Raw genomic sequence first — 10765 nt, forward strand, 5'->3', positions numbered from 1 at the left:
CAGGTGAATTGCCCGCCATGAATTGGCGGGTATGAAAAACTTTGCGCATGATGACCTCCAGAGGTAATAACGTGACGTTATCACGCCGATGGGGCCGACGCAATAGCATGCCACGTTTTCTCAAAAACGGCCGGTTGCGGGACGATTGCTAGGCATGAGCCCGATTCCTGGCTGGGTTTCATGTTCTGAACTCCTGGCAGCCCGTCGGTGGTGTCTCACTGAGCCGATAGTGACTTGCGCAAGCATCCCCCGCGCTGGATGTGTTGGAGGGCAGCAGAGATTGAGCGGATTTGGTCATCGACAGGCTCGGTGTTGCGCAGCATCAATTAAGATTTGTTGTTGTCGAAAATCAGGAGGACTTATTGAATGGACGATACCCGGAATCCGAAGTCGGACCCATCACCGGTGTTTATTTCCCCAGCCGATCTACCGTTGGATTTGGAGCGGCCTCTTTTTATGACCAAGAGAGCCTCCAGCGAGGACTTTCACATGAACTGCCGGGACATTTTTCACGCAACACCTCCGCACCCGACGAAATAAAGAAGAATTGACGAACTGTTGCCCACATCCCCTGTGGCCATGACTGAAGCCAGAAAGATGCGTAGCTGTAGCGGCTTGCAACCGAAAACGGCGTGATCGGGGGCATGGGCTGGGAGATTGAAGGGCGTTACTGCGAAACGATGCCATATTGTGACACGTCACGGAATCTGACAGCCTTACACGATATTTAGTGACTCGTCACAAATAATGCGGTTTTTCGGGGGCACTTGGGCGAAATTTGGGCAAAGTGCCGATATTCACGGCACGTCGTCTGCTGAAATGAAGGTGTTTGTTGGTTTTTTGATGTTCAGACACGCGGAGGGTTAATCCGGGTGGCTGACAGGCGCTGAAGCGCAGTGGAATAACTATCAGAGGGTGCGTCTTGTTAGCCAAAAATAAACCTGCGAATTTCCATACCATGTCCCTGTTGGGAGTGGGCCGTAGGAGTCTATGGTAACCGGCCCAAACTCCTCTTCCAAAAAACAGATTGCTTCCCTGAAATCAAATCCCTTGTGGCTGTTTTTGTTGTTTTTATCTCGCCTCGCAGCAACTCCAAAAATCGATGCAAAAAATAACTCGCTGAGGCTGTTTTCTGGCTTTGATCTACGTAATATACATCGATTTAATTCTTTCATAAGCACGGCAGGGCCTATCTCAATTGGGGCAGAAAATAATATTCTTCCCTTATCAAGTAACACTTTAATTTGCCTGATACAGAAAGTTTTTAAGTTCAGTGTCAGTAAGGTGCTCAATGGTTTCAAATATTGTAATGAGGTCAAACGGCCCAGCAGCTTCAACAGCATAAAAATCTTCATAAATAGGCGAGTTGTAATTCACTCTTTCTTTCATGTATGGCTCAAACCCGACTGCTTCTATTCCATTTATTCCTTGAATTGCCTCAATGAAATTACCAGAACCGCAGCCGTAATCAAGAACCTTATGTATATCAGGCTAGGATGTCACAAGAGATATCGAGCGTTTTAATCTGTTTCTGTGTGCATATCGAGCTATCGGATTTGGAGTATTTAGTGTTTGCTTGTCATGTGAGATCATATTATTTTTAATCCATTACGTTGTACACTGATTGATTTTCATTCTTGCCATTTGGCAAAAGGGTTCAGTCCACGAGACACAATGCATCATTGTGTCTCGTGGACGTTTTTCTCTCTGTCGCTAATGTACTGATTCTCCTCACACCCGGCAAGCCGCAAAACCGGGTATGATGAGACCTTACAATCAGGCCAGCATTTCCTTACGAATCACCCGCCGCAATACCCGTTCCAGTGCGCCATCCTGCGCGGTCATCTGTTCCCGTAAAGCGGCGTTGATCGCGGTCTGATAATTGCCGCCATGTTCCTGTGCCTGCTTTCTGTACCAGTCCAATACGTCGTTATCTAAGCGAATAGTCACGCGGGTCTTTCCCGGCTCTATGGCGACGGCACCTCGCTGACACCCTGGACGGCAAGCTGCTGCATGTGTTGGTCGATCGTCGCGGCCAGGCGGTGGAATTCGTTCGTGCCTATGTCCGTCACAAAAGGCGCGTTGATTGCCCTTGCACCGTAAGAAGTGCCACCGCTTTCTTATCGAAGGAAACGAAGGTCTCCCCGCCAAGCCAGTGGCCTTCGTAGGCAATGACGCCATCGGCAAAGTCTCCGCCCGCGTCGAGCACCATCAAGCCAGCCTCCACGGCAGGCCGGTTCACTTCCACATTCGCGGCGGCCAGTAGTGCCCGGATCGCGCCGGCCACGTCGGCTTGCTGGAAGCCGTAGACACGCAGCAGCACCCAAACAAATTCGCATAGACACGGCAGAGCGACCGCGATCAACTCGGCGTCGGTCAAGACGGCGGCGGCAACGTCCGCTTGTGCAGGATCGTCACGCACAACTGCACGCACAAGGACGTTGGTATCGACTGCGACCTTCATTGCTTACCGGCCCAGCCTTGTGCAGCCGCTTCGTTGATTTCTTCGATGGTAGCAACCTTCTGGGTTTTGCCCGCAAGCAGGCCAACAAAGCTGGCTATTGTCCCGGCGGGCCGTGCCGCCTTGAGCACCCCACGGCCATCTGGCAGCAAGTCCAGATCGATCTTGTCACCAGGCCTGATGCCAAGGTGTTGCAGTACGTCTTTGCGGAACGTCACCTGTCCCCGTGCGGTAACGGTCAATGTAGTCATGGTGGTGTGCCCTCGCGATCTTGTAGGTTGACGTCCCGTCATGGTAATGCATAAGCGCCTTACTGTAAATGTCCGTAAAACGACCGTTAGCCGGCCAGGCCGGACAATGTCCGGTAGCGTGCTTGTTTAATGGGTTTTCGGACAAAAGAGGTGGCAAATGGCACTGATCGGCTATGCGCGGGTATCGACGGCGGAACAGGACACCGCCTTACAGACGGATGCGCTACGCAAAGCGGGATGCGAACGCGTTTTCGAGGACACGGCTTCCGGGGCCAAGTCAGACCGGCCCGGCCTGGCCGGGTTCAAGCATGCTGGGACAAAAAATAGCCGCATTACGCCATTAACGCCATCATATTAGCTATACAGCGATGTCTTGATGCCATTTTTTCTGATCCAATTGGACAGGTTGGCCGGGGTGGTCTTATATCGCACGGCGATGAACTTTTGAGTGGAGCCATTGGCCAGCAACGCCTCGATTTCCGGGCGACGGAAATTTCGGCGGTTTGTGGTTCAACCCCCATGCTGGGCGGCTGTCATGTTATCTGCCATCGCATACCATTCATCAGCCGTGATCCCCATCCGTTTCCTCCTCCTTGTTTCGTGCGTACTGCTATGCTTTCCGCCAGTAAGCCTCAGCGTATCGTAAGCGCCGTTACCCCGTCATTAAGCTTTTTGTGACTTGTTGCGCTGTCGTGCAAACACCCATCATGCGCTCACTCGACCGCTAAAATCACGTCCTGCGCCAAATTTACCCACTATTTAACCATGGAGAGCCATCTGAAACAGCATTTCTGGCGCGATGACGTTGCGGTCTGACTCTGGATTGAAAAATTGTGGAGAGTAAATGCTCCTCTGTGGCAGAGAATGGCCTGACTATTTCCGATACCCGGTGGCAAACTTAATTGAGATATCCATACTATCAAAGTGGAGTCCGCTTGAATTAAATGCCTCGATGAATTTAGCAGCGCCATCAAATGCTTTCCCAAGAGCGTTAAGTAAGACGGTTAGCGCAAAAAGCAGAAAAACCATCATAACGACAACGATAACTATACGCCAGGTTTCGCTAGTTCGAGTCCTTTCCCACAGCTTGTTAAAAATGCTTATCCCTACGCTTCCCAACTAGGCATTTCCTTTTGGATCAATCATTCCAATGATTATTTCTATGGTCCTTTTCTGTATTTTCGGATTTAGGGGTATTTTTCCTAACCCGTCCACTTCCTATCAAAAAAATCGGTCCAAAATTTGGCGCTAGTCCGAAGTTAAAACCGACGGGCTGCTAGGGCTTGATGTCGCGCCCCAAGCCATATTTGAGTCGGCGAGCAGGCAGATACCAGAACAAACCATCCACCAGCATCAGGCAGCCCGCAGCAATCAGAATGTAATCGGTGAAACTGTAGGGTGTCGCGCCCAGTATTTTGTGTAGGGCCAGACCCAGACCGATACATGCCACACCGGTGCGGATCAGCGATAACCCGGTTCGGGCGCGCGCGTAGGAGGCGCGGTGACTGGCGGCAATGGTGCGCTGAGCCGCAAGCATATTACGCTCGCGGGCCAGATGGGTACGCTCCTTGCTGGCCGGGACCGGGCGCAAAATCGAACAGTAGCGGGGAATAGCCGCAGCCAGTCTCGCCAGGGCACTGGCATCCTCTGCCTCAACCGGCGCTTCCGGCAAATGATAGCGATCGGTAAAGCGCACGTTCTCGGTGGTGATATCAATCAAAGCACTTTGGCAGGGCAAATCCATGCGGGCGCTGCGCACCTTCAGATAATCAAACAAGCCAATCAGTGCCAGGACAACGCCGGCCAACAAAATCAGCAGGTGATAGGGTGAGAGGTCGTTGTGGGTGACTTTGGTCAGCACATTGGCAAGCGCCACCATGGCAAGGCCCCAGCGCAGTAACTTCATGGCCGTCCGGGCACGGGCATGGGCCGTGCGATGTGCAGCCAGCTTGGTGCGCCAGTGCGCCATGGTGTTGCGCCAATAGGCCAGGCCCGTGCGCTCAATGCCAATGAGCAAGGGTGCCTCGGCATGCTTGTAGTCCTGTATGTACCAGCGTATGTCTTCTTTGAGCGCGACACGAAATTCGTAATGATGAGCCGGGACCAGTTTCTGAACCTGGGCACGCATATTCGGGTCGTTCGGGTCAGCCGCAGCGATAATGACCGTGTCCCCCATCTGCCGGATCGGAAACCACTCTCCGGCGCGGAGTACCTTGCCATCCAGGACGGAAAACAACTGCGGTACGGGCAACCGTTCATCATATTGCGTGAAAGCACAGTCATAATGCTGAGCCAGGGCTTCCAGCAAGGCGCAGCGCGTCACTGCCAATTCCTTCAATAAGATGCGTTCGGCGTCGACACCACGCTTGGCGGCACTATGTAGTACTGACTGGAGCAGGGTTTCACTCAGAATGCCCTGCTCAACCAGTGGATAATAGGGAGATATTTCAGTGTTCATGTGGATAAGAGCTGCGCTTCCAGGCGCTTTTCGGTTGACTATAATCGGCATCGGCGATTTCAAAACTACCGTCGACAAGTGGTGAACTGCGCTTGACCCGTTCTGCCGGCAGATACCAGCGCAGGCCATCAACAATGAGATACAGACCAATAATCACCAACACGGCATCAAAAACCGTCCAGAGGATGTCTACATGGCCCGTAAATCCGAAATATATGTAGAGTCCGGCGCCCACCGTCATGATGCTGAAGCCGGTGCGGATGAAAGCCATGCCGGTGCGCGCCCGGGCCATGACCGTCCGCAGCCGCGACATGACGTTGCGTTTATCCGCAAGGATGGTGCGCTCAAGAGCCAGGCCGGTAGTTGCAAAAACCCCAGGGCGCGCCTGCTCGGCATTGGCCTCCACTACCGGATCTATTTTGTGGGTATAAAGGCATAAGGAGGGAAAAATGAGATCCCAAGGCCCGCGTTTGCCGTGGGCATTACTCACTGCTTCCAGCGCACGATTGGCGGCATCCCGCCCGGGTTGATACCAGAGAAACCCCTCTACCAGCATGAAAAGTCCAATCGCAATCAGACTCCAGTCAAAAATCGACCAGGGACCGGTAGGGAACTTGCGGATGAAGCCAATACCGATAGCCGCAAAAGCCACACCCGTCCGGGCAAAGGCGAGTCCCGTCCGCGCTTTGGCCATCATCGTCCGCAAGTAAGCCAGAATGGTGCGTTCTTCGGCAAGATTGGTCCGGTCATTCGCCAGGAAACGTCGTCTCTCGACCGGAGAAAGTGCATCCCAGGCCGCGCGCAGCCCGGCAGATCCTTCAATCACCGGACTCCGTCGAAATGCCATCTGCCCGCCCGGATCCACCACATTCAGGGCTGAATAGTTTTCGGGAACTTCGTAGGGGAGATAGGTTTTGATGGCGCGCGATTCCCGGCGCGCCGGTAGATACCAGAGCAGGCCGTCAATCATGGCAAGAATCCCGAAAACCAGGAGTGGGATTTCAAAAAACAACCAGGTTCCGCCACCAAACAAGCGCAAAAAAGCGACACCAATACTGGTCAACGCCACCCCCGTACGTGCCAGGGCAAGCCCGGTGCGGCTGCGCGCAAAACGGGTCCGTTGAGCGGAGTAGCGGGTGCGGTCTCCGGCCAGAAAGGTACGAACTTTAGCCAGTGGTGTACGCCCGCCATAAACGGGAAAATCCTCATTCAGATCAGCACTGTTTTCAATCAGGCGAATGAGGTCAGGGCGCGTAGCTACCCTGAAAGTGAGGTTTTCGACACCCAGAGTTTGCCGGATATGCGCCAGCAACACGGGATCATCGGCTGTACAGACAATGACTTCAGCGCTATCCGCAGTCCAGGCCACAGGCAACCACAACTCATTTCTGAGCATGTCCACGTCCAGTCGGCGGAGGATCGCCTGGGATGCGGCCAAGCCCTCGTCATATTCGACCACAGGACAACCGTAGTGGTCCTTCAAGGCATCCAGTTGTTTCTCTTTTGCTAATGCTTCTATCGTAATACCCCAAATAATAATGCTCAGCGGCAGAATGCCGACAGCGCGCAAGCGCGTACCTGCGCAAATAAGCAGATGCAAACCGCCCATTATAAACAAATCGTGGCAGCAGTGACCAGACGTAGTCGCGAGCAATAAAATTTCTGGATAGATAAAGAGATTATGAATTCATCCATTAAAAAAGGATGCATGGACAACAAGGTGCCTAGCATCCTAAGGACGGAAGAACGATCGTAAAAGGATATCAGGGTTTGATATAGCTGAAACCAGCATGCTCCAGTTGCATGATGCGGACGATACCTGCCGGAACAATAACCACCGAAGGGTCCAGCTTGGGAAGATGGCCGGTTTTCTTCTTGAACTCTTCCATGCTGTTATGGCACACATCAAACTCCACGCCTTCAGCATTAATCGCGGCAATGCGACTCGCCACCGGGCTGTTGGGGAGATACATTTTGATGCCCGGACCAAATGCCACGACAACAATCTGAACCTTCTGCTGACCAAAATAATTGAGCAGATTCTGCGCATTATTCAAGGTTAGATTCCAGCGGGCTGGATTAGCCTGACTGACCTGGATCACTACATGATGCTCGGCAAAAGGCAAGTCATGAATAAAAGTGGGGTGATTAAAATGAAAATCATGGAGCATCGAAACATTGGCCGAATCGACATTGGCCGAGGCAGTGGTCATGCCCAACATGCCCATCACCGGCAAAGCGCTGGCCAATACGGCCACCTTCAAAAAGTTCTTCAATAACATCACCATCTCCTCATTATCTTCATCAAAAGGCAATCATCGCCTGCATGGCAAATTCATTATCCACGGCATCGGAAATACTATCTGCCGGCGGATTAGGCTGATGCGGTACATCCAGCGTCCGGAAGTAGTAACCGGCCATGATTTTGGTCAACGGCGTGAAATGATATTGCAGCCCAATAGCCCAGGTTTTGAATATGCGTTGCTGTGCTGAATCATTGGGCAAGCGGTCGTAATAGTCATACCGTAAATTCGCCTCAATATGCTTGGTCAAAAACAAGCCGCCTTCCAGCATGTAACCATTGGCCGTGTTCTGACTGCCGGGATAAAGTTGGGTGTTGGTCAGCGGTGCGGGCAGACCAGGGGCGCTGCTGAATGCCGAAGCTGCCGATATCCAGCCGGTACCACGCATATACTGGAAGCGGAATTGCCGACCCCATTGGTGCATATATCCTTGCAAATACTGCACATCCACGCCGTAGCGATTCATACTGTAACTGGTGTCATTCAATTCAGGACTGGCATGCTGATACCAGACGCCCGCTTGCACATCGCTACGGAAGGGTCCTTTTCCTCCAAATATATAAGCTTCCTGCAAGCGCGCCGCATATAAAGGGCTGCTGGATTGATTGCCAGCGGCCACGGTTCCAAACATCCCGATCATGGCGCCATAGGTAAATTCCCAATGACCGTTACGGAACCAGTCAAAGGCCATGATGCCTGGATAGCGGAAGGCATTAACACCTAGAGTCTGTTGACCATTAATCAAGTACGCGTTCACGGCAGGATTGATTTTGTAAGGATTGCTGGAGTTATACATTGGTTGCTGCATCAATTGCCCGATCATTGTCGATGACAATACAAAGTTATAACTCATGAACCCTTGCATGGCTCCTTCGGAACTTGGTGCACGAATAAGACCCGCTTCAATTCTGGCTCCCGGAATATAACTAAAAGTAAAATGCCCATCAATGAGACCAGGTTGATAACCGCCACGCACATGCGTGAAACCATTATCACCAAACTCTCCACCAAAAAAATAGGAAATATGCTTATTCAGGTTTCCGCGCAACATGATTCGTGCCCGCAGAATATTAGCAGTAGTGCTTTGCGAAAACCCTGGAGCTATGAGATCAATATGCGGAATCTGATTTCTTTCAAGGCGGTCTTCCCGGCCGGATTGTGCATATAAACTCGGCTCAATAAATCCCGAAACGCCAAACAACGGGGCTTTGGCAGGAGAAATTCCCTGCAACTCAAACCAGTTGGCGGCATGGGCCAGTGGCGACAAACCAAGCATGGCTGCTGCGACAATAAGCGTATTTCTGGAAAATTTATGGCCGTGATACATGTTCATCACCTCGCGATGTTTTGGCTAAATATTTATATTTTGAAATAAACGACGACCAACAACGCGGGAATGCCGTTGAACTTCGTCTTACGAACAGAAAGCAAGGTTCGTGCCACAATGAAACCCGTGATTATTGTTGAAGAGGATCCGCTGATGCGGACAAAATAGCACAAGGACTTGTGCTTAAAAGAACACAACAAATAATCCATATTCCTCTATTAAGGAATACTAATAAATTGTCGCTCTATTTCTTCGAGACTCAGGCCTTTGGTTTCTGGCACCAGCTTCAGCGTGAACAGTATGGCCAAAAAAGTCATGAGGGCGTAAATCAGAAACGTCGCACCACGGCCAATAGCGCCAACGAGATCCAGAAAAACTCCAGCCACCAGCATGTTAGACAGCCAGTTGATCACCGTGGCCAGACTCATAGCGCGGCCACGAATAGCCAGCGGGAAAATTTCAGAAATCAACAACCAGAATATCGGCCCTAAACTCATCGCGAAAAAAGCGACAAACACCGCCGACGTCAAAACGATGAGCGTAGCCCCCAACGCTCCCTGCAAATTCGTTAAAAACTCCAGCGAGAGGCCCAGCAAGCTGAACAACATTCCCCACAATCCCCATAACAACAATTTGCGGCGTCCCAGACTATCCAAAAAGCGCATGGAAATAATGGTCGCCAGGACATTCACCAAACCAATGCCGCCCGTCGCCAGAATGGCCATGAAAGGTGAAGACAAGCCAGTCTCCTGCAAAATCTTCGGCGCATAGTATAAAACGATATTGATACCGGTCACCTGCTGAAAAACGGCCAGGCCCACAGCGATGATCATCAGGCGGCGCAGCTTCCGGTTATTGAACAGGCTACGCAGCGCCATGCGCTGTGTGTTCGCATTGCCCTGCTGTAAGGATTCCAGCTCTTCTGCCACCTGCGTAGTGCTGCGCAAGTACTGCAAAGCGGATTCGGCCCGATCGATGAGCCCTTGCTTTATGAGCCAGCGCGGACTCTCCGGTAATATCCACATTCCCACAAAAAGAATAAGTGCGGGCAAGGCTCCTAACCCCAGCATCCAGCGCCAGCCACTGCCAAGATCGCTAAACAGAAGATCTACCCCGTAGGAAATGAAAATCCCGATACTGATGTAAAGCTGATTAATGGTGACAATGGCCCCGCGCCGCTCTGGGGTGGTAATTTCGGCCAGATAAAGCGGGGTCACGGTTGAAGCAACCCCAATAGCCAGTCCCAGAAAGGCGCGCCCCAGAAAAAGGAGTGCCACACTGTTGGCCAGCGCGGCCAGCAGACTTCCGAAAACAAACAGTGCGGCGGTAGCCAGCAAAACCCGGCGCCGCCCCCATCGATCTGCCAGCAACCCGGAAATGGCGGCACCCAACGCGGCACCAGCCAAGGCCACCGCCACAAACAATCCCTGCATGGTTCCATTGAGCTGGAAGTCATGCGCCAGAAAGAGCAAAACCCCCGCAACCACCCCGGTTCCATAACCAAACAGGAGACCACCCAGACCCGCTATCACAGCAATCAGCACAAATCGCCAATCTTGATGTTTTACTGACCGTTCGGGCTGCAGCATGCTACCCCCAAAACTTCATGAATATTAATTATGCCAAGCGTCGCCCATCATCCGGATCGAAGAATACGGCACGCTCCATGTGGAAGGAAAGAGGCGTATTGGTACCCTGTACCAGTTTTGTGGAAGGATGCGCACGGGCCACTAATGGGGTTTTGTTCAGCCGGGTAAATACTAAGGTATCAGCACCCGTGGGCTCCGTCATTTCCACCATAAGCTCCACGGTGTGTAAGGCACTCCCTTCGCGCGCACTACCCGGATCGGTGATTTGCTCCGGGCGAATACCCAGAATCACCTGGCGATCTACGGCGCTTTTCAGGCCAGACTGCAGAACGAGTGGAAGCGGCAAACGAGATACGCTCTGCCCTTCGTCCCGCAG

At 52.1% G+C, this 10765-nt stretch carries 12 protein-coding genes; 1 reads left to right on the forward strand and 11 read right to left on the reverse strand.

What is annotated here, in order from left to right; all coding sequences use genetic code 11:
• Positions 1-908 precede the first annotated feature (908 nt).
• From HAP95_RS00115 to HAP95_RS00135, 5 genes are all read right to left on the reverse strand, one after another.
• Positions 909-1343 carry a hypothetical protein gene (locus HAP95_RS00115; protein WP_215882440.1) on the reverse strand — a complete coding sequence of 145 codons (435 nt, stop codon included), beginning with the start codon at positions 1341-1343 and terminating at the stop codon, positions 909-911.
• Positions 1240-1485, reverse strand: coding sequence for a methyltransferase domain-containing protein (locus tag HAP95_RS17405; protein ID WP_215882448.1), 246 nt, complete (start codon positions 1483-1485; stop codon positions 1240-1242). Before HAP95_RS17405 ends, HAP95_RS00115 begins: the two co-directional genes overlap by 104 nt.
• Before the next feature lie 291 nt (positions 1486-1776).
• Positions 1777-2181 carry a BrnA antitoxin family protein gene (locus tag HAP95_RS17600; RefSeq protein WP_226832308.1) on the reverse strand — a complete coding sequence of 135 codons (405 nt, stop codon included), beginning with the start codon at positions 2179-2181 and terminating at the stop codon, positions 1777-1779.
• Positions 2069-2464 carry a type II toxin-antitoxin system VapC family toxin gene (locus HAP95_RS00130; protein WP_215882441.1) on the reverse strand — a complete coding sequence of 132 codons (396 nt, stop codon included), beginning with the start codon at positions 2462-2464 and terminating at the stop codon, positions 2069-2071. The genes HAP95_RS17600 and HAP95_RS00130 overlap by 113 nt, the downstream gene beginning before the upstream one ends.
• Positions 2461-2712: an AbrB/MazE/SpoVT family DNA-binding domain-containing protein gene (locus HAP95_RS00135; RefSeq protein WP_215882442.1), complete on the reverse strand. Its 252-nt coding sequence runs from the start codon at positions 2710-2712 to the stop codon at positions 2461-2463. Before HAP95_RS00135 ends, HAP95_RS00130 begins: the two co-directional genes overlap by 4 nt.
• A gap of 157 nt (positions 2713-2869) precedes the next feature.
• Here HAP95_RS00135 and HAP95_RS00140 point away from each other — a divergent pair, with 157 nt between their 5' ends.
• Entirely contained in the window at positions 2870-3070 is a 201-nt protein-coding gene (locus tag HAP95_RS00140) for a recombinase family protein (protein ID WP_438263644.1), read from the forward strand.
• A 918-nt stretch (positions 3071-3988) separates the two neighbouring features.
• Here the strand turns inward: HAP95_RS00140 and HAP95_RS00145 are convergent.
• From HAP95_RS00145 to HAP95_RS00170, 6 genes are all read right to left on the reverse strand, one after another.
• The gene (locus tag HAP95_RS00145; RefSeq protein ID WP_215882443.1) at positions 3989-5170 is read right to left on the reverse strand and encodes a GspE/PulE/PilB domain-containing protein; all 1182 of its coding nucleotides are present in this window, start codon (positions 5168-5170) and stop codon (positions 3989-3991) included.
• Positions 5160-6779 (reverse strand): GspE/PulE/PilB domain-containing protein, encoded by a 1620-nt coding sequence (locus HAP95_RS00150; protein ID WP_226832310.1) that lies wholly within the window; start codon positions 6777-6779, stop codon positions 5160-5162. The genes HAP95_RS00145 and HAP95_RS00150 overlap by 11 nt, the downstream gene beginning before the upstream one ends.
• Before the next feature lie 154 nt (positions 6780-6933).
• Positions 6934-7452, reverse strand: coding sequence for a DsrE family protein (locus HAP95_RS00155; RefSeq protein WP_215882444.1), 519 nt, complete (start codon positions 7450-7452; stop codon positions 6934-6936).
• Between the two features lie 22 nt (positions 7453-7474).
• Positions 7475-8800, reverse strand: a complete 1326-nt coding sequence (locus HAP95_RS00160; RefSeq protein WP_215882445.1) for a putative porin — start codon at positions 8798-8800, stop codon at positions 7475-7477.
• 218 nt (positions 8801-9018) lie between these two features.
• Entirely contained in the window at positions 9019-10389 is a 1371-nt protein-coding gene (locus HAP95_RS00165) for a sugar porter family MFS transporter (RefSeq protein ID WP_215882446.1), read from the reverse strand.
• 28 nt (positions 10390-10417) lie between these two features.
• Positions 10418-10765 (reverse strand): TOBE domain-containing protein (locus HAP95_RS00170; RefSeq protein WP_215882447.1); only part of this gene is annotated, 348 nt, incomplete at its 5' end.

Origin of the sequence: Acidithiobacillus sulfurivorans (assembly GCF_018853815.1) — a bacterium.
Taxonomy (GTDB): Bacteria; Pseudomonadota; Gammaproteobacteria; order Acidithiobacillales; family Acidithiobacillaceae; genus Acidithiobacillus; species Acidithiobacillus sulfurivorans.

Excerpts from the sequence above, each read along its gene's own strand:
- HAP95_RS00130 (WP_215882441.1), bottom strand. The coding sequence starts at position 2,464 with ATGAAGGTCGCAGTCGATACCAACGTCCTTGTGCGTGCAGTTGTGCGT.
- HAP95_RS00140 (WP_438263644.1), top strand. The coding sequence starts at position 2,870 with ATGGCACTGATCGGCTATGCGCGGGTATCGACGGCGGAACAGGACACC.
- HAP95_RS00135 (WP_215882442.1), bottom strand. The coding sequence starts at position 2,712 with ATGACTACATTGACCGTTACCGCACGGGGACAGGTGACGTTCCGCAAA.
- HAP95_RS00115 (WP_215882440.1), bottom strand. The coding sequence starts at position 1,343 with ATGCTGTTGAAGCTGCTGGGCCGTTTGACCTCATTACAATATTTGAAA.
- HAP95_RS17600 (WP_226832308.1), bottom strand. The coding sequence starts at position 2,181 with ATGGCGTCATTGCCTACGAAGGCCACTGGCTTGGCGGGGAGACCTTCG.
- HAP95_RS00145 (WP_215882443.1), bottom strand. The coding sequence starts at position 5,170 with ATGAACACTGAAATATCTCCCTATTATCCACTGGTTGAGCAGGGCATT.
- HAP95_RS00155 (WP_215882444.1), bottom strand. The coding sequence starts at position 7,452 with ATGTTATTGAAGAACTTTTTGAAGGTGGCCGTATTGGCCAGCGCTTTG.
- HAP95_RS00160 (WP_215882445.1), bottom strand. The coding sequence starts at position 8,800 with ATGTATCACGGCCATAAATTTTCCAGAAATACGCTTATTGTCGCAGCA.
- HAP95_RS00165 (WP_215882446.1), bottom strand. The coding sequence starts at position 10,389 with ATGCTGCAGCCCGAACGGTCAGTAAAACATCAAGATTGGCGATTTGTG.
- HAP95_RS00150 (WP_226832310.1), bottom strand. The coding sequence starts at position 6,779 with ATGGGCGGTTTGCATCTGCTTATTTGCGCAGGTACGCGCTTGCGCGCT.